Here is a 23,684-nt window from a genome sequence, read left to right as displayed (position 1 = left end):
ACAGATAAAACACCAAAATTTTGTAGAGATTGGAGCCGGAACACCCCTATGGGAAAAGTAGTTGGAATTGACTTAGGTACGACAAACTCCTGCGTCGCAGTTATGGAAGGCGGCAAACCCACCGTCATAGCCAACGCCGAAGGGGGTCGCACCACACCTTCCGTAGTAGCATACGCTAAAAATGGCGATCAACTTGTCGGACAAATCGCCAAGCGTCAAGCCGTGATGAACGCCGAAAACACCTTTTACTCAGTAAAACGGTTTATCGGGCGTCGGGTTGATGAAGTAACCCACGAAACCACTGAAGTTTCCTATAAAGTCCTCAAAGTCGGCAACAGCCTCAAACTAGACTGTCCCGCCCGTGGCAAGCAATTTGCCCCAGAAGAAATTTCTGCACAAGTTCTCCGCAAACTCGTAGAAGACGCCAGCAAATACCTCGGTGAAACAGTTACCCAAGCGGTAATTACTGTTCCCGCTTACTTCAACGACTCCCAGCGCCAAGCTACCAAAGATGCGGGAAAAATTGCCGGCATTGAAGTGCTGCGGATTATTAACGAACCTACAGCAGCAGCTTTAGCTTATGGGTTAGATAAAAAGAGCAACGAAACCATCCTCGTATTTGACTTAGGTGGCGGTACTTTCGACGTATCTATTCTCGAAGTAGGCGACGGCGTGTTTGAAGTGCTGGCAACTTCTGGAGACACTCACCTCGGCGGTGACGATTTTGATAAAAAAATTGTTGATTTCATCGCTAACGAATTCCAAAGAGCTGAAGGAATTGACCTCCGTAAAGACAAACAAGCACTGCAACGCCTGACAGAAGCAGCAGAAAAAGCCAAGATTGAACTTTCGAGCGTTACCCAAGCAGAAATCAACCTGCCGTTTATTACCGCGACTCAAGACGGGCCAAAACACTTGGACACGACTTTGACGCGGGGCAAGTTTGAAGAACTGTGCTCGGATTTGATCGATCGCTCTCGCATCCCCGTAGAAAATGCGATCCGCGACGCCAAATTAGACAAATCTGCCATTAATGAAGTCGTCTTAGTTGGTGGTTCTACACGCATTCCTGCGGTGCAAGAACTGGTCAAAAAACTTCTCGGCAAAGACCCCAACCAAACGGTAAACCCGGACGAAGTGGTTGCAGTCGGTGCAGCAATTCAAGCCGGCGTACTCTCTGGCGAAGTCAAAGACATCTTGTTGCTCGACGTTACTCCGCTGTCTCTCGGCGTCGAAACCTTGGGCGGCGTGATGACCAAAATTATTCCCCGCAATACCACTATTCCTACCAAGAAGTCGGAAACTTTCTCGACTGCTGTAGACGGCCAAACAAACGTGGAAATTCACGTTTTGCAAGGCGAACGGGAAATGGCGAATGATAACAAGGATTTGGGAACCTTCCGCTTAGATGGAGTTCCACCGGCCCCCCGTGGCGTACCTCAAATTGAAGTTACTTTCGATATCGATGCTAACGGTATTTTGAATGTAGCTGCCAAAGATAAAGGTACTGGCAAGGAGCAATCGATTAGCATTACTGGTGCTTCTACTTTGCCCAGCAATGAAGTCGAACGCATGGTGAAGGAAGCCGAATCGAATGCTTCTGCTGACAAGGAACGTCGCGAAAAGATCGATCGCAAAAACCAAGCTGATTCTCAAGCCTATCAAATCGAGAAGCAGTTGGCAGAATTGGGTGATAAAGTTCCCGCTGATGACAAAACTAAGATTGAAGGGTTGCTTAAAGACTTGCGCGAGGCGATTAGCAGTGAAGATGACGATCGCATCAAAACCCTAACAACAGAGTTGCAGCAAGCATTCTACGCTGTCAGCAGCAACCTGTACCAGCAAGCAGGCGGCCCAACTGATGGCCCTGGCGGCCCCGGTGGCCCTGGTGGCTATGGAGACGGCGGCCCCACTGGCGGCGGCGACGACGTGATTGACGCCGACTTCACAGAAGGCAACAAATAAAAGGCTAAATTAAAAGCCCTCAGCTAGAAGCAAGAAACCCGGTTTTGAACAGAAACCGGGTTTCTGTGCATTCAAAAACCAACCAAAGCCGATCGCCCAAAATCAGTAAAAATCTGCTTCTGGCAGAGTGAAAAAACTTGAATATGCTTCAATAAATATCATAAACTAGCAGTAATATCGCAATCGAGAGCAATTAAATGTCACGTTCTCCTATACAAAATTCCTCCCCAAATACTCCCAGCCCATCTCATGTAGCATCCTTGCGCCGACTCCGCCGGATCAGCCATTTACTAGACAATGCAATTCCGATTCCCGGCACAAAATACCGCATCGGACTTGATCCGATATTGGGACTTATACCGGGCGGCGGCGATTTAATCAGTTCAATTTTTGCAGGATATGTTGTCTTCAAATCCGCTCAAATGGGAGTGCCTCAAGAGACTTTAGTAAAAATGGCAGCTAATATCGTATTTGATACAGTTGCTGGTACTGTACCGGTGGCAGGAGATTTGTTGGATGTTGCTTGGAAAGCTAATGTCAAAAATATAGAATTGCTGGATGCTCATTTAGGTTCCCCGGAACAAGGTAAAAAAGCCGATGGGCTCTTTGTGGCCGCGTTGCTGTTGGGTTTGATGTTAATTGTCGGAGGCGTGATTTTCTTGAGTGTGATGCTTTTTGGCTGGCTATTTCAAGTAATTACAGGGCGTTAATCTTGGGTTTGATGCTCAAGATAAATCACTTTCTTTGTATCATGTTAATAGCATATAATCGGTTAAGTATTTCTTAAAAATCATCTTTGAAGATGATTAATGGCAGAGAAAAACATCTGGGTTTAACTACCCGTAAGCTGCTTTGCTTTTTTTTCTACCTCACTAAAGAGCGAAAATCTCACATATCCGTACATTACGGACAGGGCGAGTGGAAACAAATCAACACTTTTTTTGCTGCAATGCTTGAGAAAAATAATATCAGTATCACCTACCCAAAAACATCTGGTGGGCTCAATCTTCAATAAATACTAAAATGTGTCATGGTTTAAAAATTAAACCAAGCCCTACCAATAAAAGTTATGACCCCCTTACCAAGAAGAGATAGGTGGCAAAAATCAGACTTATTGAGCAGAGTCTATTGAATCACTTCCGAGACATCAAAGACCAGGTGGCATCTCACTTATGTCAAAAGTTAGATGTTACCGTTTCTGTGACCGAAATCGAGGTAAACCAGCACTCTTTTTATAGCTCAAATGTGTTTTATAATACAAAGTGCTCGCCCTCTCGGGATAAAAAAGTATATCTTAAGAGTATTGACAAATATTATTTAATGTGTATTTTAAATATTCTTTTAAACTAGGTATTGACCCGCTCGTCCTTGAGTCCGATATAGTGATATAATCCAGACTATAATATCAAGTTGATATAAATGCTTGAACTATCAGCCCTGGGGCTGCTACAGTTGCAACCCATGCACGGCTATCGGCTAAAGCAAAAACTGGAGCTGTTTATGAGCAGTTGCATCAGCGTCAACTATGGAGCGATTTACCCCCTCCTGAAGCGCTTGGAAGAGCGAGGCCAGATTGCGACAATTGCCGAAGAAGCCGGAGATGCGGGCTGCCCGCGCAAAATCTACGGAATTACCGCCAAAGGGCGCGAACTCTGGCGGAAAAAAATGCTCGAACACCCTCAAGAAAGCTGGGTTAACAGTGGTTCCCGGTTCCAAATCAAGTTTTTCTTTTTTGGGGACTTAGAACCCGAAGAACGGATGAAATTGTTGGAACACCGCTTGCGAGCCTGTTACACCCGGCAAGACTACATCGAAAGCCTCAAGAGCGAATATCCACTAACCGATGACTATCAATTCGCCTCTCGCGATCGCTGCAAGTCAGTGCTGGCGTCAGAAATAGAGTGGTTAACCGAGCAACTAGCCAAGGAAAAAAGCGCGATCGCCGGAGTGCGTGACTCCCTCACCTACGCTGAATCCCCCGACTCCAAGGAAAAATCCTTCCAACTCACCCACTCACTTGAGTCATAAGAAGGATGTGTAATCATTCCTGCCATCGTAACTTTTGAGAGATAACAAGAAGCTTTCCTAAAAAGAATCACTCCCTGGCTTTGCTAAGTGCGATCGGACTAAAGCCCTGCACATACCCCAACCTCATTAAAAAGGTACTTTCCCGATTCCATCCTGTTTAAAATCGCTTGTCCTTATTCCCCCATGTTTGAGGGGGGGCCCGGAAAATCAAATATTCCGCCCAAGTCTCCGTAAGTCAGAAGTTAAAAAAAATCTAAGTGGTGCTGCCAATGAGTTATTCTAAATCCCCAGAATCCGTCGTTGAAGCTGAAGAGCAAAAATCTCCCACACCGGAACTGCACCCAATCGATGCAGACAGCGGATCGGATGATTTTCCGCCTATTGCCGATCGCCCCCACCCTCCTGCTAAACCACGATCGCGCTGGCCCCTAATTGCCGCGATCGCGATCGTCACAGGCGCAGCAGGTTTCGGCTGGTACTCGTGGCAATCGGGTCATAATCGCGCACAGCAACCGGCAGCAGCAGCCCAGCCCAAAGCCATACCAGTCAAGCTCGCAGCCGTAGAAACCAGCTCAGTCCAAGATGCCTCGGAATTTGTCAGCAGCTTAGAAGCCAAGCGTTCGGTCGAAATCAAACCCGAAGTAGAAGGGCTAGTCACTGAGATTTTTGTCAAATCCGGGGACTCCATAAACAAAGGACAAGCCATCGCCCGCATGAAAAGCGACAGCGCCCAAGCTGACTTGAGGCAATCCCAAGCCAACCTGATTCGCGCTCAATCCCACTTAGCAGAATTGCAAGCAGGAACCAGGCCCGAAGAAATCGCCCAAGCTCAAGCCCAAGTCGCCCAAGCCCAAGCCAACCTAGCCCAACTGCGATCGGGCTCTCGGCCAGAAGAAATTGGTCAAGCCCAAGCCCGCGTTAGCCAAGCTGAAGCCGACCTCGCCGATGCCCAAACAGGTAGCCTCTTAGAAGACATCGCCCAAGCAAGAGCGCAAATAGAAGCAAGCACAGCCGAAGCAAAGTTAGCCACCCAGCAGCTTGCCAGATATCAGGCATTGGCAAAAGAAGGCGCAGAATCAGCAAACACCCTCGAACAATACACCCAAAAAGAAGGCAGCGCCAAAGCCAACCTCCGAGAAGCTCAAAGACGTTTCCAGCAGCGGCAAAAAAACAGACAAGCCGAGATCGAGCGCCGGACAGCGGCCTTACAACAGCAGCGGCAAGCTTTGCGGCAATTGCAAAACGGTTCGCGCCCAGAGGAAATAGCCAAAGCCGAAGCAGAAGTAGCACAAGCCAAGAGCAGATTAGCGCAGTTAGCCAACGGCACTCGCCAAGAACAAGTCGATCAAGCTGAAGCGCAAGTTGCCGAGGCCACCGCTCAAGTGCGCGGCTTTGAAGTACAACTACAAGAAACTGCTGTCATCGCTCCCTTCGCGGGAGTCATCGGCGACATACCAGTGAAAGTAGGTGATTACTTGAAAAAAGGTGATGCGATCGCCACCCTAACTGAGAACCAATTGCTAGACTTGCGGTTATCAATTCCTTTGGAAAAGATGCCTCAATTACGCTTAGGGCTGCCAGTACAAATGCTCGACGCTCAAGGTAAGGCGATCGCCCAAGGTCAAATCAGTTTTATCTCCCCGAACGTCAGCGCCAATTCCCAAACAATTTTAGCTAAAGCCACCTTTCCCAACCCCAGCGGCGAACTGCTTAATCTCCAGTTTGTAAAAGCTAAAGTCATCTGGAAACAGAACCCGGGAATTTTAGTTCCAGTAACAGCAGTCACTCGCTTAGGTGGGGAAACTTTTGTCTTCACAGCTCAAAAGCCCGAACAGCCAAAACCTGGGATGCCACCTTTAGTAGCGCGACAAAAGTCCGTGAAACTGGGAGCCATTGAGGGGAATAATTATCAAGTTGTCGCTGGTTTGCAAGCCGGGGAAAAAATTGTTACCGCAGGCATCCTTAACCTGACAGACGGTGTTCCCATTATGGCTCAAGAGGAAGGGAAAGGAGCAGGGAACAAATTACCAGTAGAAAGCAAAAAATAAGGTGTGTTGTTGCGCTTGTGCACTCTTGATTCACCTCTTAAGAGCGCACAAGCGTAACAGCATACCTTATGTGAAACTACTTGATTGCTCAGCTATTTAAAAAGGGGAAATTTTAATTATTAACGTAAGTCTAATTAGGAATTAGGAATTATCAACTAACAACTACCCATTACCCAAATAATGTTTGCAGATTTCTTTATTAAACGACCAGTATTTGCTAGCGTCTGCGCCTTAATTATTATCTTGGTAGGTGCAATCAGCATTCCCAGCCTACCTATCGAGCGCTTCCCCGACATCAGCCCTACCCAAATCAACGTCACAGCTAACTATAGCGGGGCAAGTGCTGAAATTGTCGAAAATGCAGTTACGAACATCCTAGAAAGACAAATCAATGGCGTTGAAGGACTCAAATATCTAACTTCCAGTAGTAGTAACGATGGCACTAGCACCATTACAGCTACCTTTGATTCCTCGCGAAACAAAGATATTGCCGGTGTCGATGTTCAAAATCGAGTTGCAGTTGCTCAGCCACAACTACCAGATGCCGTACAACGCACAGGAGTTAGAGTTACCAAACAATCTACCAGTCTCCTATTAGCGATCGGTTTATTTACAGAAAATAAAGAATACGACACCATATTTTTAAGCAACTACGCTGACCTATATTTAGCAGATGCTTTAAAACGAGTAAAAGGTGTTGGCGACGTACGAATTTTTGGGGAAAGACGCTATGCAATGCGTTTATGGATAGACCCCAATAAATTAGCAGCTCGCCGTCTCACAATGCAAGATGTAACGAGGGCTCTCAACGAACAAAACTTGCAAGTGGGTGCTGGGAGAATTGGTCAAGAACCTGCTCCCCAGGGACAAATGTATCAAATTGACTTGCGTGCTGAAAGTCGCCTCAAAGAACCAGCAGAATTTGAAGAAATCGTCCTCAAAACAGAGACCAATGGAACGTTAGTTAAATTAAAAGATGTAGGTAGAGCAGAACTAGGGGCAGAGAATTACAGCTCATTTCTGCGATTTCGAGGCAATGATGCAGTAGGTTTAGGGATTTACCAACTGCCTGGAAGTAATGCTTTGAATGTTGCCCATGCCGTCAAAACAGAAATGGAAAAACTAGCTGTTGCTTTCCCTCCGGGGTTGCAACATAGAGTAGCACTGGACACGACTTTGTTTGTAGAAGAGTCGATGGCAGAAGTAGTCAAGACATTATTTGAAGCAGTCTTGCTAGTGGTGATAGTTATTTTTGTTTTCTTGCAAGACTGGCGCACAACTATTATTCCTATCATCGCAATTCCAGTTTCTTTGATTGGGACGTTTGCCTTTATCAAAGTTTTCGGATTTACGATTAACAGTTTATCTCTGTTTGGTCTGACATTAGCGACGGGATTAGTGGTTGATGACGCTATCATTGTAGTAGAAAATATTGACCGCCTAATCCGCCAAGGGATGAATGCCCGCGAAGCGGCTTTTGAGTCAATGCGGGAGCTTTTTAGCGCTGTAATTGCGACTTCTTTAGTGTTGATGGCAGTGTTCGTGCCAGTGGCATTTTTCCCCGGAACTACAGGAGCGCTTTATAAACAATTTGCGCTAACAATTGCTTTTTCAGTTCTGCTTTCTACCTTTATTGCTATTACTCTCACCCCCTCACTTTCAGCTATATTACTGCGTCGAGGGCCGAAGTTTGGGGGTCCGCTAGGTTGGGTTTTTGACCGTTTTAATGGAGTTCTCAATTGGGTACAGCGGCAATATGGGAAATCCTTAATATTTCTCACAGGAATTAAGACTATTGTCACCCTCGTGTTCATCGGTTCTCTGGGAGTAACTGCTTGGCTTTATTTATCAGTACCCACAGCGTTTATCCCGGAAGAAGACCAGGGCTATTTTATGACAATTATTCAAGGGCCCCAAGGTGTTTCGCTGCAATACACTCAGAAAGTAATGGATCAAGTAGAAGCAGAAATTCTCAAACTTCCTGAAGTTGTCGGGACTTTTTCAGTGGGTGGATTTGGTTTTAGCGGTAGCACTTCTAATCAAGGCATTATATTTACAACACTTAAAGCCTGGGATGAACGTCACGGAGAAGATCAAACTGTACAAGCGATTATTGGTAAGCTGCGGGGTAAGTTTTTCGCAATTCCAGAAGCTAGAATTTTCCCAGTGAATCCGCCGGCTATTCAAGGTTTAGGTCAATTTGGGGGTTTCCAATTTCAATTGCAAGACCGCAAAGGTAACAGCGGTTTAGATGGCTTAGTCCAGACTATGGGCGGGATTTTGAAGCAGGCAAATCAGACACCGGGATTGCAAGCAGTATTTAGTACGTTTGCTGCGAATACGCCTCAGTTAATTGTGGAGGTTGACCGCAATCGAGCTAAGGCTCTCGATATTCCCATTAATGATGTTTTCAGTACGTTACAAACGGCTCTGGGTGCTCAGTATGTGAACGATTTTAACCTCCAACAGCGCAATTATCGGGTTTATGTTCAAGCGGATAAACAGTTTCGTGATAACCCTGAAGATATTGGGAAATTGTATGTGCGTTCTGGAAAGAATGAAATGGTTTCTTTGAGCAATTTGGTGAAGATCACTCCTGTGGTGGGAGCACAAACTGTTAACCACTACAATTTATATAGGTCAATTGAAATTACTGGCTCTCCGGCTCCGGGAGCGAGTTCTGGACAGGCGCTAAAATCGATGGAAAAGGTGTCGGCTCAAGTTTTGCCCTCGGGTTTTGGCTATGAATGGTCGGGGAGTTCTTTAGAAGAAATTGAATCGGGGGGTCAAGCACCGATTATTTTCGGTTTGGGGCTGATTTTTGTGTTTTTGGTGTTGGCGGCTCAGTACGAAAATTATGTCGATCCTTTCATTATTTTGCTATCGGTGCCTCTGGCGCTTTTGGGTGCACTTTTAGCTCAGTCGTTGCGGGGTTTGGCGAATGATGTTTATTGCCAGATTGGTTTGGTGATGTTGATTGGATTGGCGAGTAAAAATGCGATTTTAATCGTGGAGTTTGCGAACCAGTTGCGGGAGCGGGGATATCCAATTGCGAAGGCAGCAGTTGAAGCTGCTCAAGAGCGTTTACGACCGATTTTGATGACTTCTCTAGCTTTCATTTTGGGTATTGCTCCTTTGGTTAACCCGGAAGGTGCGGGGGCGGCGAGTCGTCGATCGCTAGGGAATGCGATCGCAGGGGGGATGGTTGTTTCTACTGTCTTGAGTTTGTTTATGGTGCCGGTTCTGTATGTGGTGATTGTCTCGGCTCGCGATCGCTTTAAGAAGCGCGATCGCCCGCAAAATCCGCCCGAGGATGGCACAATTTTGAACGGGAAAACAACTCACCACGAGGAGATTGAACGCGATAAAGTATCGCCGTTGTAGTTGGTAAGTTGAAAAGGCGATCGTTTTGTGAGTCTCATTGGTGCGATCGCCCAAAACCCGCCAATCCCGCATCAAAACCCCCAAAGTCCCCAGATTAGTCCGGGGCTCAATTCTTCAATCCCAAATCCCAAATCCAAAATCCAAAATGGATTGACGGCGGCCCCCATCTGCGGCTACGCTTTGAAGTTAGAGGTTGCTTGCTTGTAGAGGAGGCAGCCCGCGTCGCCCAAAAATCTAGTTGCACTGCCCAAAGCTGCTCGTAACAGCAATGGACAGCTAACCGCCAAACTGGTACAAGCAGTCTGGAGGCTAACGGAGTATCTTAACATCCTCTGTAGCCGCCCTGCTATGTGTTGAACTGCGGGGCGGCTGGGTTTTTGGGTTTTCCTAGAAAACCCAAAACCAGGAGAACATAATATGTCACAGGAATTCGTGCCTGACGACAACATATCCGATCGCCCAAATGACGACTCAGCAGTATGCGAACAGGAAGTGGTGCTGTTAACGGTTGTCGGTTCGCCCAAAGGTGTCAGGGAAACCATACTCACTTTGTACCGACTAGGATTTGCCGAAGTGGGCGATTGGAGCCCCGTACAACGTGCAGCCAATCCGAAGCAGGTGATGAGCGTACTGATCCGCCGTTCGCGGGCTAACGGTACACCGCCGAGAAAATCTGAACGGTAAGCTGCGCTGTCATTTTGATTGAAGCGAAGAATCTTCGTGGGGTGGGCGTCTCGCCCGCCCTAAACATACGTTGTCATTCGCAAGTGAAGCGAAGAATCCCCGTGGGGTGTCTCGCCCGCCCTAAACATACAAATTAGATGCGATTCAGCTTATTTAATATTAGATTTTAAGGTAGAAGTAAGAGACTTGCGATCGCGGGCAACAATTTACTGCAAGCTTCCACCAACGTCACCGCACTCGGTACACCAGCAATAGTCCCTTTCAGAATCTTCATTGCCGTTTTCCCCGCCTTTTGCATTGTGCTTTCTTGGGGATTTTTCCCTACTTCTGCCAAAGTTTTTACCTGTTCCAAGGCTTCAGCTTTATCCTCATCAGATAAATCAGTCTCAGCCTCAATCGCTGTTTGTAACTGGGTCAATAATTCTTTGATTCCCGGTTCATCTGGTTTAGCAGAATCAGATAGTTGATTAATTGTATTGGCAACAGTACCGCTGATATCACCTAAACTTAACGCTCCAGCACCGCTAGCGTTCACCGTTCCGCCTGTAATTTCTATTTTGCGACTTTGGTCGATTTGGTCACTCATAGCTTTACTCTCCGATCTAGCTTTAGGTTTATTTGTAATCTTAACATTAACAGGTCGCGTAGCCAACAATTTTAGAATTTCATTTAGCTCCAAACTTTTCTGACGGTAAAAATCTATTTCTCTATCTTTAGCTTGCAGTTCAAATTTGTGCTTGGCTTCTAAATTTTTGATAATTTGCTCATATCCCTGTATCATTCGAGCCAGACTTTCGTCATTTTGCATGGTTGGGCTAAGAGTTTATGCTTACTTATCCTCCGGAATAATATTAATTGATAGTGGTTGTTTAGCTAAAATCTGATTTAGTTCTCTTAGTTCAGCTATTTCCTGGCGATATAAAGCGATTTCCTCATCTTTATATTTTAATTCTGCCTTGTATTTTTGGGCGATCGCCCTTACTGACGCAACATCCTCTGATTCGGAGATCGACTCATCTTCTTGACTGGGATTAGTGGCGGTTTCCATTTCTGTTAAACTTTCAGAAACTGCTTGGGAAATAGCTATTTCTCGACGGTACATTGCAATTTCGCAATCTTTGGCTCGTAGTTCAGCTTGATATTTATCTTCAATAGCCTTTAACAGCAGTTCGTAGTTTTGCTTTAACTCGTGATAAATTATAGCTTGCTTATCATCGGTCAGAGCATTGACAAAGATTGCAATTACTCCCTTTTCGGAATTTTCTATACTCTGGATTGACAATTCTGTATTTTCATTCGCAATGGCAGCTTGCAATTGCAGCAGTAATTCTTTAAATTCCGGTTTCTCTGAACTTACTGATACGCTCATAGCTTTGATTTCCGCTGTTACCAGAGTTTGACTAAAATTATAGCATTACTCACTTTGTGATTAAGGGCGATCGTCTTCGAGGGCTGCGCTAACGGCTGGATCGGGCAACTGCTCGATCGTGTTGGCTGTTGTACCGTCATTATCTCCTAAACTTAACGAACCCGCACCAGTAGCGCTAATCGTTCCTCCTGAAATTTCAACTTTGCGACTTTGGTCGATGTTGTCGCTTCCGATTTTATTCTCTGCTGTAGCTTTAACTTCTATGGTAACAGGTTTAGCAGCCAGTTGGTTCACGACTCCTTCCAGAAAAGTTATCTGCTTGTTTTTATCTTCCAGTCTTGCCGCCATTAGTTCATAACTTTGTGTAAAACTTCTATGAATATGCTCCTTATTAGCATCGGGTGGTGCGCTAACTTTGACAATAATGACTCCATCGCCTTTATTTTCAATACTCTGGATAGTCAGTTCCGTGCCTTCATTTTCCACTTGCAATTGTTTGAATGCCGCAGCAAAAGCTTTCCAGTCAATGCCGTTACGAAAAATTAGATCGATGGTGTTCAAAACCTCATCAAACAGTTTGGTAAATTCTCCCGATGCAAATTCGCCACTGCTGGGACGGCGTTCGCGATCGTCAGTTCCCGGTTTGGGATATTCTAGAAGATAAACAAACCGACAGTCAACGCGATCGAGCTTTGTATTACCGTCAATGTTCCAAGCTTCCAAACAAGCACCTGTAAAATAAGCTGCGGTAAAATCTGTTGCCAAAGCTTGAGTTTCAGTCAGGTTTGCCCATGCCAAATTAGCTTGATGCAAAGTTGCTTCGCTGAGGTTAGCCTGCTTGAGATTAGCCTCGTTGAGATTAACGCCTATCAAGTTTGCGCCTTGGAGATTCGCATCAACATAGGATTTTCTGTAGCCATTGCCAGTGATGAGTAATTCTCGGATGCGGGTATCAGCTAATATCGATTTACCGACGCGCGCGCGATCGAGTTTTTCTGTATTGCGGAAGCAAGTGCGAGTGAGATTAGCTGTTCTAAAATCTGTACTTTTGAGGATTGCGTAAGTGAAATTGGCATCAGTTAAATCGGCATTGCGAAAGCTAGTGCCACCCGTAGCGGCAAAAGCAATGGCAATACTGCGAATCCAGGCGTGTTTCTCATCCCCAGCCAGGGCACGCCAAGCAATGTAAATACCCAGTCCTGCCGCTGCCCCTGCCACTGCCACTGCCACTGCCACTGCCACTGCCACTGCCACTGCCCCTGCCACTGCCCCTGCCACTGCCCCTGCCACTGCCACTGCCACTGCCCCTGCCACTGCCCCTGCCACTGCCCCTGCCCCTGCCACTGCCACTGCCGCTGTCATTGCCACTGCCCCTGCCGCTGCCCCTGCCGCTGCCCCTGCCGCTGCCGTTGCCCCTGCCGCTGCCCCTGCCGCTGCCGTTGCCCCTGCCGCTGCCGTTGCCGCTGCCACTGCCACTGCCACTGCCGTTGCCGCTGCCCCTGCCACTGCCACTGCCGCTGCCGCTGTCGCTATACCTTGGCGGATAGTAACTATAAAGAAGATTGCCAAAACTATCAACACAACCACACCGGGAATAATCGTGTACTGTTTGATGCTAGCTGAAGTGCAAAAAAATGCTATCCACAAACTAGCAAAGCCTAAAATCAATCCCGATATTACCGATAGAAATAGCGAGACAGTTACTAGAAAAATTGTCCAGCGGCGTTGCAGTCCAGCTTGGGCACGGGTGAAGTCAGCTTCTCTGAGGATGGCATTGGTGAAGTTTGCGCCTCGGATGTCTGCACCGATGAATTTTGCACCTGTGAGGTCTTGACCTTTGAAGTTGTGACCTCGGAGATTTTTACCGGAAAAGTCTTTGGGCATGATTTCACGCAGGGAGATAATATTATGTTCAGTCAATTAATGACGACTACAGTGCGAGCTTCTAGCTCGCGAGCCTTACGCTCTTACTATACAATCATTATTAGCGATTACAGAACCTAAGATGATAACTATTTAAGAAAAACTCAAACAAGCCCAAATATCCTCTTGGGTAAGATAGAGAAAATTCTCTAAGATTTCTTCATAACTCATCCCAGAAGCGAGATATTCCAACACATCATAAACCGTAATTCTCATACCTCGAATACAAGGTTTCCCACCTCGTTTACCCGGTTCGATCGTAATGATATTAGCGATGTCTGGTTCTGACCTGGCACTTTTCTTTTAGCTACTGTTCTCAATTCTACCTTAACAAAGGGATAGAGCGCTCGGAACTTTTGGTAGTTTCCAGCATTTTATTAGTTCCTTTAATTTCCTAATTCACTTCAACTCAATCCCCGCACAGCCAGCACTCCCATAAAGTCCCATCAGGGGCGTGCCCGGAGTCATTTTGGGTATCTTTTCGCCGATCGCACCTCATCGTGCAATAATGATATGACTTGCACAAAAACTCTATTAGTAGGTAAATCTTGCCTACTTTACCGCTACATATAGCGTCTCAACTGTCAACCCGTGCAAGTTACCAATTAAACCGGCTGTTGCACTACACAAATTTTTCCTAATGGCTGAAGTCCCCCTAAATCCCGCAGAACTTGCAGAAGCCCTCAACGGCTTTACCGATATCAATTTCCAATTGCCAGACCCCGAAGACGAACAAATACCAGAATTTGATTTTGAAAATCAGGTTGACAATGCCTGGAAAGTGTGCGATCGCTTCGACTTGCAAACCGACATTTGGCGCGGGCGTATTCTCCGAACAGTCCGAGACAGAGAAAAAAAAGGCGGCGAAGGACGCGGCACAGGCTTTTTGAACTGGCTCAAAGAAAGAGAAATTGGCAAAAGTCAAGCCTATTCTTTGATAGAATTAGCTAATAGTGCCGATACTCTGATCCAGCAAGGAGATTTAGACCCAAATTCCATTAGAAACTTCAGCAAAAGAGCCTTTGTAGAAACCGCCAAAGCATCTCCCGAAGTCCAGCAAATGGTAACAGATGCCGCAGCAAGTGGCGATCGCATCACCCGCCGCGAAGTCAAACAACTATCCGACGAATGGATGGCAATGAACTCAGATTTATTGCCAGAAGAAGTCAAAGAAAAAGCATCTACTGGTTCTCTACCTTCCCGCTACCTCGCTCCTTTAGTCAAAGAAATGGAGAAACTCTCCCCATCTCACCAAAGCGAAATTCAAAAAGAAGTAGCAGAAAATCCAGACGTAGATACTGTCAAACAGCTAACTTCCGACGCCAAGAACTTATCAAAATATCTCGATGCAGCCGCCCAAGTGCAAGCTCTCAATCAGTCTCACTTAGACATGGAAATGGCCTTAGAAGAATCTTTGCGAGTCGGCTGTTTGGGAACCACAGCCGACGTTGTAAAACAAGCCGCACAGCTAGAACAAACAGTAGTCAAACTCTACACAATTTGGAAGCGTTTAGGCAGTTTGGCAGATAGATTGTACGTGGATACAGGAGCAAGCACACCCAATTTGCGGTTGCTTTTGGGATGCTTGGACACTCTTTCGGGAGAAAAGATAGAAGTGGATTTCGGAGACGGAGAACGCTCTATTCGCTTGCAAATTTTCAGCGAATAGCTCAACCTTGACCGCAGATAAAAGCCAACCTCCAGGCTCATTATCTGCGTCGAACCCTGTTCATCTGCGGTTAAAATTTCTGATTTTATTCCAAAGATAGCGGGGATGCAAATAACGCCGATATTTGGTAACTACTTCTTTCCCCAGAAGCACTACGCTAATCCAAAAACAAACTTCTGCACCCACAGCCAGAACGACCGATAAAGTAGTTTTTTGAGTAATGTCCAGCGGCAGGAATGGCACAACAAAAAAGATTGCCAACCACGGCAGAAAAGATAGGACAAATAAAAACAAACCGAGCTTTTGCATAGATTCACATAATACAGCTTTGATATCCCCTTTATCTCTTAGTCCGCTTGGAGTGAACTTCGTTTGTATAGTAGCGATTTCAATCGCCGAGTGACAACAAACTCGCATCTTGCACCAATGTCAGCAACAGGCAAGATGCCTGTGCCACAAGAACATTTAGTATTTGTGGAATAAGCATCTTGCTTGTTCTTGAGAATGGTTCAACATATGACTACAAACTTAATTGCGAAGCATCTCCAACTCAATTCTTAATCCCCGTCGCCGCAATCCCCCGAATAAACTGTCGCTGACCGGCCAAAAACAACAACACCACCGGCACTGTGCCAATTACCACCGCCGCCATCAACAACTGCCAACTGCTAGTAAACTGTTCCTGAAACTCAGCCAAAGCTAACTGCACAGTTCGCAACTCCGGCCGCGTCGTAAACACTAGCGGCTTAAACAAATCGTTCCACTCCCCGATAAAAGTAAACAAAAACAGCGTCACTAAAGCCGGCCTCGCCAAAGGTAGCATCACCTGCCACAAAACCTGCCAGCGGTTAGCCCCATCCAGCATTGCCGCCTCCTCCAACTCCACCGGAACAGTCATAAAATACTGGCGCAGCAAAAAAATCCCAAAACCGTTAGCCGCCGTAGGCAAAATCAGCGCCCCGTAAGTATTCAGCAAGTGGCCCCACTTCAAAACCAAGAAAATCGGAATCACCAAAAGCTGAAACGGAATTACCAGCGTCGCCAAAACCCCCAAAACTAGGGCCTGTCGCCCGCGAAACTTCAGCCTGGCCAAAGAATAACCGGCCAAAGCAGAAGTCACAACTTGAAAACCCGTCACTGCGATCGCCACTAGAGTAGAATTAAAGAATGCCAACAAAAAATTCCCCCGTCGCCAAGCCTCCTGATAGTTCGCAAAAGTCAGGTCTGTGGCCTTGACACCGACACCCGATGGTGATAAAGAAACCAAAAATACAGCAGCCAGCGGCAGCAGCACCAGCGCAGCCCCCACCAGCAACAAAATAAAACTCAGCAGTTCCAGCGCTTGAGATCTGTCAAAGGATTTACCCATAAATTTGTGAATTAACCTAAAATAATAAGCCTGTGAGGTTCTCTAACCCGATCGCCTCCCAGATTCCCATACAACAACATAATATGTCGTAGAGGGAAAGAAGGAGTACCAAGCGAGAAAGTTGTGGTTAGGATATAATGTTACAGATAGAGTTGGTACTGTAAAACCCTTAAAGGTGGAGACATAGACCGTATTTCTATCATTTATTTCCGGGGAAAAGATCGACTAACGACTAATTCAAGTAATTAGTAAATAGATAGCATTCTAGCGATAGTCTTTCTGGAGTGTTCGACGGCAAAAGTCCGCCCAACACGCTGAGGACGCCAGTTTTTCCCGGAACATCCAAGAAAAGTTCTTTGTCGAAAGAATCCTCAGCTATAATCTCTGATTTAGATGGGGTGCGTTCAAAATAGGTAAAGTGCACGGTCACTGACCCCGAATTTTAAAGGGGTTTCCAAACATCCCAGAAGCTTATATGAGGAGACTACATATCTATGCCCCAGCTTGAGGCTAGCCCAACAATTGACTTTCAAACCGAAACTTACAAAGATGCTTACAGCCGCATCAACGCCATTGTGATTGAAGGCGAACAAGAAGCTCACGACAATTACCTGACACTGGCCGAACTGTTGGCTGATAAAAAAGCAGAGTTAATTGGCTTGTCCAAGATGGAGAACCGCCACATGAAGGGCTTCCAAGCTTGCGGCCGGAATCTTAAAGTCACGCCGGACATGGCATTTGCCAAGCAGTTCTTTTCGGAACTGCACAAAAACTTCCAGACGGCCGCGGCCCAAGGTCAGATTGTAACTTGCTTGCTGATTCAATCGCTAATTATCGAGTGTTTTGCGATCGCAGCTTACAACATATACATCCCCGTCGCCGATGACTTTGCTCGCAAAATCACCGAAGGCGTTGTCAAAGAAGAATACAGCCACCTCAACTTTGGGGAAGTCTGGCTGCAAGCTCACTTTGAGGAATCCAAAGCCGAACTCGAAGCCGCCAACCGCCAAAACCTGCCCATCATCTGGAAGCTGCTAAACGCTGTCGCAGACGATGCCCGCGTCTTGGGAATGGAAAAAGACGCTTTAATCGAAGACTTTATGATTGCCTACGGTGAAGCCCTAGGCAACATAGGCTTTAACAACCGCGATATAATGCGGATGTCAGCACAAGGCCTCGCAGCCTAATTAATGTGGAAATAAAGAATGGGAAAAAATTAAAAATTAAAAATTAAAAATGGGATAGCTCATTTGAAAATATAAATTTTTAATCTTCCCATCTTCCCTCTTCCATCTTTCATCTTCAATCTTCAATCTTCCTTCATTTGACAACTTAATGTTTGGTCTAATCGGTCACTTAACCAGCTTAGAACACGCCCAATCAGTAGCTAACGAGCTGGGCTATCCAGAATATGCCGATCAAGGTCTCGATTTTTGGTGCAGCGCACCGCCCCAAATAGTTGATCATATCACGGTAACAAGCATCACTGGACAAAAAATAGAAGGGCGCTATGTGGAGTCCTGTTTTCTGCCAGAAATGCTAGCAACTCGCCGGATTAAAGCAGCCACTCGCAAAATCCTTAATGCGATGGCACACGCTCAAAAAAACGGGATTAACATCACTGCTTTAGGCGGCTTTTCTTCCATCATTTTTGAGACTTTCAACTTGCAGCAAATTAAGCAAATTCGCAATCTCAAGTTGGAGTTCGAGCGCTTCACCACGGGTAACACTCACACGGCTTACATCCTCTGCCGCCAAGTAGAAGAAGCAGCCCCCAAATTGGGGATTGAACTTTCAAAAGCCACTGTAGCGGTTTGTGGTGCTACTGGGGATATTGGCAGTGCGGTGTGTCGCTGGCTCAATCTTAAAACAAATGTAGCAGAATTGTTGCTCATTGCCCGCGACAAAGAACGATTGCAGGATTTGCAATCGGAATTGGGGCGAGGCAAAATCATGGATTTGGAAGAAGCCCTGCCCCAAGCGGATATTGTAGTCTGGGTAGCCAGTATGCCAAAGGGAGTAGAAATTGACCCTAAGACATTGAAGCAACCCTGTTTATTGATTGACGGTGGCTATCCGAAAAATTTGGCAACTCAGGTTCAGCATCCAGGCATTTACGTACTCAATGGCGGCATTGTGGAGCATTCCCTCGATATTGAGTGGAAAATTATGAAGATTGTCAATATGGATGTGCCGGGACGGCAGTTGTTTGCCTGTTTTGCTGAATCAATGCTGCTGGAATTTGAAAAATTGTATACCAATTTTTCTTGGGGACGGAATCAAATTACTGTGGAAAAGATGGAGCAAATAGGTCTGATTTCTGTCAAACACGGTTTCCGACCTTTATTAATGTCAGTTTGATGTTAACAGTTGACAGTTGACAGTTGACAGGTGACTGTTGACTGTTGACTGTTGATAGTTGGGGGGAAGTAAGAGTGAGGGTATGCGCCTTAACCTATTATATTAAAAAGTGAAACGAAGCTATAACCCCTAGTTTTTAAGCACGGTACGAAGCACATCACAATTTAAAATTCAAAACTTCCCATTTTTCCCTCTTTTTCAGCATCCCCTAACAGGGTAGGATCGGAAAATAGTCGATCGACTTTCACCTTAAAACCCTATAGAAATTATCAGCGTGGCAAACCCCGACCGCAAACCACTACTCCTAGATTTTGAAAAGCCGCTGGCGGAACTAGAAACCAGAATTCACCAGATCCGCGAACTCGCCGAAGAAAACAGCGTCGATGTCACCGACGAAATTCGCAAACTCGAAGCTCGCTCGACACAACTGCGACAAGAGATTTTCAGCAGCTTATCCCCCATGCAGCGGCTGCAACTGGCTCGTCACCCACGCCGCCCCAGCACCCTCGATTACATTCAGGCAATTAGCGACGAGTGGATCGAGCTTCACGGCGATCGGCGCGGCGGAGACGACCCGGCCCTCGTCGGCGGAATTGCCCGCATAGACGGGCTTCCCACAGTCATCATCGGCCATCAAAAAGGGCGTGACACTAAGGACAATATCGCCCGCAACTTTGGCATGGCGGCTCCCGGCGGCTATCGCAAAGCCCTGCGGTTGATGGAACACGCCGATCGCTTCGGAATGCCTATTTTCACGTTTATCGACACTCCGGGAGCTTGGGCGGGCTTAGAAGCAGAACAGCTCGGACAGGGAGAGGCGATCGCCTGCAACCTCCGAGAAATGTTTCGCCTCGACGTTCCCATTATTTGCACTGTCATCGGTGAAGGAGGTTCCGGCGGCGCATTGGGTATCGGTGTCGGCGAGCGGCTTTTGATGCTGGAACATTCCGTCTACACCGTCGCCACTCCCGAAGCTTGTGCGGCCATTCTCTGGAAAGACTCTGGCAAAGCTAACTTGGCTGCAGAAGCCCTGAAAATCACTTCCTGGGACTTGAAAAACCTCGGCATTCTCGATCAAATAGTCCCCGAGCCGATCGGCGGCGCTCACTCGAATCCCCTCAAAGCCGCTTCCATGCTCAAACAAGCTTTGTTGGAAAACTTAGCAGAACTAACACAGCTTACGGCTCAGCAGCGACGCGAGCTTCGGTATCAAAAGTTTCGCCACATCGGGGTATTCACTGAAATTTCTGCTTGAGCCGATCGATTCAGAGTTATCAGTTAGGAGTTAAAAATCTCTTAACTTTAAACTGATAACTCACAGCTCATTATTCTGCTGTTCAGTCAGCAGTGTTATAATTTCTCAGGTGACACCGGCTTAACAGTTCTTAATGTTTATCTCATAATTAACTGTTATAACCCGCAGCAGACAGCTTTCTAATTTGCCGAAGAAGGCTGCAACGCTGTAGGGATTTGCCGAGCGAAAGTATTAGGACAGTGAATGAACCATCCAACAACAAAGCAGGCTCTGATAACCGGAGCCAGCAGCGGTATTGGCAAAGCAACGGCTCTAGCGTTCGCCGCCGAGGGCATAAATCTGGCCTTAGTTAGCCGAGAGTCAGAAAACTTAGAAGCCGTTGCCGCAGCAGCCCGAGAAGTCGGAGTGAAAGCAGAAGCTTATCCCTTAGACTTGGCAAAAATTGAGCAAGTGCAAAGCAGCATCAGCGCGATCGCAGCTCAATTTGGTGCCGTAGATATCCTGGTCAACAGCGCGGGTATGGGCTACACCGGCTCCTTGACGGAAACGTCCCTAGCCGACTGGCAGAACGTTCTAGACCTCAATCTTACTAGCGTTTGGCAGTGCATTCTAGGAGTTTTGCCGTCCATGCGCGATCGCGGATCGGGAATCATCATCAACGTTTCCTCGATCGCCGGCAGCCAAACCTTCCCCAACTGGGGAGCCTACTGCGTCAGTAAATTCGGTCTCATGGCTTTGTCTAAAACCTTAGCCGCCGAAGAACGGGCTCACGGAATTCGCGTCACAGCAATCTGTCCGGGTTCTGTCAACACTCCCATGTGGGACACAGACACCGTGGACGCCGACTTCGATCGCACCGCCATGTTAACCCCAGAAATCGTCGCCCAATCAATTCTGCACGCAGTTCAGTTGCCAGCAAGTGCAGTAATTGAAGAAATCACGCTCATGTCCAACGCAGGAGTTTTGTGAACTTGAGATTTTAGACTGCTGGATTTTTCTCGAATTCAACAATCTTTGAATCTCTTGCTATATCCCCCTATCGAAAATTTCAAATCGATTCACCCTCACACCAACTTGTTATGACAATTGCATCTTCCACCGATTCCAATGGCTCGAACTCACTCTCGACTGACAGCATGAAACTGTTACAAACCGCAGATAATAACTCCCCGCGCATCCCCACTCGACCCGATCGCAATTCCTCGCACGGTCAAGAATCCAACGTACCCGTACCCTCAGAAGTAGGCCAGGAAGAAATGATGGCCGCCGTTCGGACAATCCTGCTGGGAATAGGAGAAGACCCCGAACGCGAAGGATTGCTTAAAACCCCAAAGCGAGTAGCAGAAGCAATGCGGTTTCTCACCAGCGGCTACAGTCAATCCCTCGAAGAACTCCTCAACGGCGCTATCTTTGACGAAGGTCACAACGAAATGGTACTGGTGCGAGACATCAGCGTATTCAGTATGTGCGAACACCATATGCTGCCGTTTATGGGCAGAGTTCACATCGCTTACATTCCCAACCAAAAAGTAGTGGGACTGAGCAAATTAGCCCGAATTGCCGAGATGTACAGCCGCCGGTTGCAGGTGCAAGAACGTTTGACTCGTCAAATTGCCGAAGCAGTTGAGACAATATTGGAACCGCAGGGAGTAGCTGTAGTAATGGAAGCCAGCCATATGTGCATGACGATGCGGGGTGTGCAAAAACCCGGTTCTTGGACGGTTACGAGTGCCATGTTGGGCGTGTTTCAAGAAGAACAGAAAACTCGCGAAGAATTCCTGAATTTGATCCGCCACCAACCGGCATTCTTTTAATCAGTTGACAGTTGACAGTTGACAGTTGGCAGTTGGCAGTTGACAGTTAACAGTAATTAGTAAGTTGGGTTGAGAGACGAAACCCAACATAATCTATCAACCAAGGCTAGCTAATGACAGCCAACAGTCAATCGATTTTAGATTTTAGATTTTAGATTTTAGATTGAAGCATGGACCCCACGGATGAATCCGGGGGCTTGTATCCTGGATGCTTTCGGTCAATAGCCAGAGTAAAGGCTGTGGAAGCAATTCCATAATCTAAAATCTAAAATCTAAAATCTAAAATCAGATGACGATCGACTGATAACCCCATAAAATAGACGGGTGACTCATGACTTGTGACTAAATGAATCCTATTAAATTCGGTACAGATGGCTGGCGCGGCATCATTGCTGACGATTTTACATTCGATCGCGTGGCGTTAGTAGCTCCCCTAGCTGCACAAGTTCTCTCACAAACCGGCGGCAGCGATGGCAGCAGCAGTACCGTAATTGTCGGTCACGACCGCCGATTTCTGGCTGAAGAATTTGCCAAAACAGCGGCTATTGCCATCCAAAACGCGGGATTTGACGTGCTGCTGAGCGAATCCTACGCACCCACTCCAGCTTTCAGTTTAGCTGCCAAACAATTAAATGCTTTGGGCGCGATCGTCCTGACAGCTAGCCACAATCCCGGTGCATATTTAGGGTTAAAAGTCAAGGGCGGATTTGGCGGTTCAGTTTCGCCCGAAGTTACTCAACAGATAGAAGCAAAACTCGAAAATCCGGCGGAACTTTCAGCAACTCCAGGCAAATTGGAGAATTTCAATCCTTGGCCAGCTTACTGCAAAACCTTGCGGGAAATGGTGGATATTGAGGCGATTAAAGAGGCGATCGCCAGCGGCAAAATTACAGTATTTGTAGATGTAATGCACGGTGCCGCAGCCGGAGGACTAGCTCAAATTTTAGAAGTTCCGGTACATGAAGTCAACAGCGATCGAGATCCGCTGTTTGGAGGCGGTGCACCCGAACCTTTGCCGCGCTACCTGTCACAGTTATTCCGCGTGATGCGAACTCACCAGCGAAAAAGTTCTGGTTTGTCCATCGGATTTGTATTTGACGGAGATAGCGATCGAATTGCTGCTGTTGACTCTAGTGGCAACTTTCTCAGTTCACAAATCCTAGTTCCCATATTAATCGAACATTTAGCAAAACGGCGCGGCTTGACCGGGGAAGTCATCAAAACAGTCAGCGGTTCCGACATAATTCCCAAAATTGCCAAGCTGTACAACTTGCCTTTATTTGAAACGCCGATCGGTTACAAGTATATAGCCGATCGAATGTTAACCACCCAAGTCTTAGTCGGCGGTGAAGAATCGGGAGGAATTGGCTACGGTACACACATCCCCGAACGAGATGCTTTGCTGTCAGCGCTGTACTTATTAGAAGCAGTTGTCAAATCAGGGGAAGACTTAAGCGAAATTTACACCCGGCTGCAACAAGAAACAAGCTTTACTTCAGCTTATGACAGAATCGACTTGCACCTAGCAAATATGGAAGAAAGGTCGCGTTTGCTGTCGCTGCTGCAAAATCAACCTTTAACAGAAATCGCCGACAAAGCAGTTGTAGATTGCAACAAAGTTGACGGATATAAATTCCGTTTAGCCGACGGAAGTTGGCTGTTAATTCGGTTTAGCGGAACCGAACCCGTGTTGCGGCTGTATTCAGAAGCTGCGACGTTGAAAGAAGTTATGCAAAACTTAAACTGGGCGAAAGCTTGGGCGCATAATTAATCGGATTTTTTTTACCGCAGATAAACGCAGATGACTTGATATCA

The 23,684-nt window shown here is 46.7% G+C and carries 21 protein-coding genes; 14 read left to right on the top strand and 7 right to left on the bottom strand.

The window, feature by feature from the left end:
* Positions 1-48 precede the first annotated feature (48 nt).
* From dnaK to QT994_RS06835, 7 genes are all read left to right on the top strand, one after another.
* Positions 49-1,965: a molecular chaperone DnaK gene (gene dnaK, locus QT994_RS06865; RefSeq protein WP_333045321.1), complete on the top strand. Its 1,917-nt coding sequence runs from the start codon at positions 49-51 to the stop codon at positions 1,963-1,965.
* A 197-nt stretch (positions 1,966-2,162) separates the two neighbouring features.
* Positions 2,163-2,675, top strand: coding sequence for a DUF4112 domain-containing protein (locus QT994_RS06860; protein ID WP_333172819.1), 513 nt, complete (start codon positions 2,163-2,165; stop codon positions 2,673-2,675).
* 709 nt (positions 2,676-3,384) lie between these two features.
* Positions 3,385-3,993: a PadR family transcriptional regulator gene (locus QT994_RS06855; RefSeq protein ID WP_333172816.1), complete on the top strand. Its 609-nt coding sequence runs from the start codon at positions 3,385-3,387 to the stop codon at positions 3,991-3,993.
* 269 nt (positions 3,994-4,262) lie between these two features.
* Positions 4,263-6,041, top strand: coding sequence for an efflux RND transporter periplasmic adaptor subunit (locus QT994_RS06850; RefSeq protein ID WP_333172815.1), 1,779 nt, complete (start codon positions 4,263-4,265; stop codon positions 6,039-6,041).
* 180 nt (positions 6,042-6,221) lie between these two features.
* Positions 6,222-9,425, top strand: coding sequence for an efflux RND transporter permease subunit (locus QT994_RS06845; protein ID WP_333172813.1), 3,204 nt, complete (start codon positions 6,222-6,224; stop codon positions 9,423-9,425).
* 27 nt (positions 9,426-9,452) lie between these two features.
* On the top strand, positions 9,453-9,632 hold the full coding sequence (locus tag QT994_RS06840; RefSeq protein WP_333045316.1) for a hypothetical protein: 180 nt from the start codon (positions 9,453-9,455) through the stop codon (positions 9,630-9,632).
* A gap of 210 nt (positions 9,633-9,842) precedes the next feature.
* Complete coding sequence (locus QT994_RS06835; protein ID WP_333172810.1) at positions 9,843-10,109, top strand: hypothetical protein; 267 nt, start codon at positions 9,843-9,845, stop codon at positions 10,107-10,109.
* Positions 10,110-10,275: 166 nt separating this feature from the next.
* Here QT994_RS06835 and QT994_RS06830 read toward each other — a convergent pair whose 3' ends face one another.
* From QT994_RS06830 to QT994_RS06815, 4 genes are all read right to left on the bottom strand, one after another.
* The gene (locus QT994_RS06830; RefSeq protein WP_333172808.1) at positions 10,276-10,890 is read right to left on the bottom strand and encodes a hypothetical protein; all 615 of its coding nucleotides are present in this window, start codon (positions 10,888-10,890) and stop codon (positions 10,276-10,278) included.
* A gap of 48 nt (positions 10,891-10,938) precedes the next feature.
* Positions 10,939-11,478: a hypothetical protein gene (locus QT994_RS06825; protein WP_333172806.1), complete on the bottom strand. Its 540-nt coding sequence runs from the start codon at positions 11,476-11,478 to the stop codon at positions 10,939-10,941.
* A 60-nt stretch (positions 11,479-11,538) separates the two neighbouring features.
* Positions 11,539-13,362, bottom strand: a complete 1,824-nt coding sequence (locus QT994_RS06820; RefSeq protein WP_333172804.1) for a pentapeptide repeat-containing protein — start codon at positions 13,360-13,362, stop codon at positions 11,539-11,541.
* A gap of 132 nt (positions 13,363-13,494) precedes the next feature.
* Entirely contained in the window at positions 13,495-13,677 is a 183-nt protein-coding gene (locus QT994_RS06815) for a DUF433 domain-containing protein (RefSeq protein ID WP_333172865.1), read from the bottom strand.
* A gap of 364 nt (positions 13,678-14,041) precedes the next feature.
* Between QT994_RS06815 and QT994_RS06810 the strand changes: the two genes are divergently transcribed.
* Complete coding sequence (locus tag QT994_RS06810) at positions 14,042-15,070, top strand: hypothetical protein (RefSeq protein ID WP_333045310.1); 1,029 nt, start codon at positions 14,042-14,044, stop codon at positions 15,068-15,070.
* 60 nt (positions 15,071-15,130) lie between these two features.
* Here the strand turns inward: QT994_RS06810 and QT994_RS06805 are convergent, their stop codons facing one another.
* From QT994_RS06805 to QT994_RS06795, 3 genes are all read right to left on the bottom strand, one after another.
* Complete coding sequence (locus QT994_RS06805; protein WP_333172801.1) at positions 15,131-15,487, bottom strand: transporter suffix domain-containing protein; 357 nt, start codon at positions 15,485-15,487, stop codon at positions 15,131-15,133.
* A 133-nt stretch (positions 15,488-15,620) separates the two neighbouring features.
* Complete coding sequence (locus QT994_RS06800; RefSeq protein ID WP_333172797.1) at positions 15,621-16,439, bottom strand: carbohydrate ABC transporter permease; 819 nt, start codon at positions 16,437-16,439, stop codon at positions 15,621-15,623.
* A gap of 232 nt (positions 16,440-16,671) precedes the next feature.
* Positions 16,672-16,869, bottom strand: coding sequence for a hypothetical protein (locus tag QT994_RS06795; RefSeq protein WP_333172794.1), 198 nt, complete (start codon positions 16,867-16,869; stop codon positions 16,672-16,674).
* Between the two features lie 64 nt (positions 16,870-16,933).
* Between QT994_RS06795 and QT994_RS06790 the strand changes: the two genes are divergently transcribed.
* The 6 genes from QT994_RS06790 (at position 16,934) to QT994_RS06765 (ending at position 23,640) form a co-directional block, all read left to right on the top strand.
* Positions 16,934-17,626 (top strand): aldehyde oxygenase (deformylating), encoded by a 693-nt coding sequence (locus tag QT994_RS06790; RefSeq protein ID WP_333045307.1) that lies wholly within the window; start codon positions 16,934-16,936, stop codon positions 17,624-17,626.
* A gap of 148 nt (positions 17,627-17,774) precedes the next feature.
* Entirely contained in the window at positions 17,775-18,800 is a 1,026-nt protein-coding gene (locus QT994_RS06785) for a long-chain acyl-[acyl-carrier-protein] reductase (protein ID WP_333172791.1), read from the top strand.
* 274 nt (positions 18,801-19,074) lie between these two features.
* The gene (gene accA / locus QT994_RS06780) at positions 19,075-20,055 is read left to right on the top strand and encodes an acetyl-CoA carboxylase carboxyl transferase subunit alpha (RefSeq protein ID WP_333045305.1); all 981 of its coding nucleotides are present in this window, start codon (positions 19,075-19,077) and stop codon (positions 20,053-20,055) included.
* 243 nt (positions 20,056-20,298) lie between these two features.
* The gene (locus tag QT994_RS06775) at positions 20,299-21,024 is read left to right on the top strand and encodes an SDR family oxidoreductase (RefSeq protein ID WP_333172787.1); all 726 of its coding nucleotides are present in this window, start codon (positions 20,299-20,301) and stop codon (positions 21,022-21,024) included.
* A gap of 110 nt (positions 21,025-21,134) precedes the next feature.
* Entirely contained in the window at positions 21,135-21,869 is a 735-nt protein-coding gene (gene folE / locus QT994_RS06770) for a GTP cyclohydrolase I FolE (RefSeq protein WP_333045303.1), read from the top strand.
* A 346-nt stretch (positions 21,870-22,215) separates the two neighbouring features.
* Entirely contained in the window at positions 22,216-23,640 is a 1,425-nt protein-coding gene (locus QT994_RS06765) for a phosphoglucomutase/phosphomannomutase family protein (protein ID WP_333172784.1), read from the top strand.
* The last annotated feature ends 44 nt before the right edge of the window (positions 23,641-23,684 follow it).

The organism is Microcoleus sp. S13_B4 (assembly GCF_036700885.1).
Classification (GTDB): Bacteria; Cyanobacteriota; Cyanobacteriia; order Cyanobacteriales; family Microcoleaceae; genus Microcoleus.
The sequence above is the reverse complement of the archived record's forward strand: the minus strand, read 5'-3'. Positions and strand labels throughout refer to the sequence as shown.

Bases quoted from the DNA above. Each gene is read 5' to 3' on its own strand.
- dnaK (WP_333045321.1), top strand. From the start codon at position 49: ATGGGAAAAGTAGTTGGAATTGACTTAGGTACGACAAACTCCTGCGTC.
- QT994_RS06860 (WP_333172819.1), top strand. From the start codon at position 2,163: ATGTCACGTTCTCCTATACAAAATTCCTCCCCAAATACTCCCAGCCCA.
- QT994_RS06855 (WP_333172816.1), top strand. From the start codon at position 3,385: ATGCTTGAACTATCAGCCCTGGGGCTGCTACAGTTGCAACCCATGCAC.
- QT994_RS06850 (WP_333172815.1), top strand. From the start codon at position 4,263: ATGAGTTATTCTAAATCCCCAGAATCCGTCGTTGAAGCTGAAGAGCAA.
- QT994_RS06845 (WP_333172813.1), top strand. From the start codon at position 6,222: ATGTTTGCAGATTTCTTTATTAAACGACCAGTATTTGCTAGCGTCTGC.
- QT994_RS06835 (WP_333172810.1), top strand. From the start codon at position 9,843: ATGTCACAGGAATTCGTGCCTGACGACAACATATCCGATCGCCCAAAT.
- QT994_RS06830 (WP_333172808.1), bottom strand. From the start codon at position 10,890: ATGATACAGGGATATGAGCAAATTATCAAAAATTTAGAAGCCAAGCAC.
- QT994_RS06825 (WP_333172806.1), bottom strand. From the start codon at position 11,478: ATGAGCGTATCAGTAAGTTCAGAGAAACCGGAATTTAAAGAATTACTG.
- QT994_RS06820 (WP_333172804.1), bottom strand. From the start codon at position 13,362: ATGCCCAAAGACTTTTCCGGTAAAAATCTCCGAGGTCACAACTTCAAA.
- QT994_RS06810 (WP_333045310.1), top strand. From the start codon at position 14,042: ATGGCTGAAGTCCCCCTAAATCCCGCAGAACTTGCAGAAGCCCTCAAC.
- QT994_RS06805 (WP_333172801.1), bottom strand. From the start codon at position 15,487: ATGCGAGTTTGTTGTCACTCGGCGATTGAAATCGCTACTATACAAACG.
- QT994_RS06800 (WP_333172797.1), bottom strand. From the start codon at position 16,439: ATGGGTAAATCCTTTGACAGATCTCAAGCGCTGGAACTGCTGAGTTTT.
- QT994_RS06790 (WP_333045307.1), top strand. From the start codon at position 16,934: ATGCCCCAGCTTGAGGCTAGCCCAACAATTGACTTTCAAACCGAAACT.
- QT994_RS06785 (WP_333172791.1), top strand. From the start codon at position 17,775: ATGTTTGGTCTAATCGGTCACTTAACCAGCTTAGAACACGCCCAATCA.
- QT994_RS06775 (WP_333172787.1), top strand. From the start codon at position 20,299: ATGAACCATCCAACAACAAAGCAGGCTCTGATAACCGGAGCCAGCAGC.
- folE (WP_333045303.1), top strand. From the start codon at position 21,135: ATGACAATTGCATCTTCCACCGATTCCAATGGCTCGAACTCACTCTCG.
- QT994_RS06765 (WP_333172784.1), top strand. From the start codon at position 22,216: ATGAATCCTATTAAATTCGGTACAGATGGCTGGCGCGGCATCATTGCT.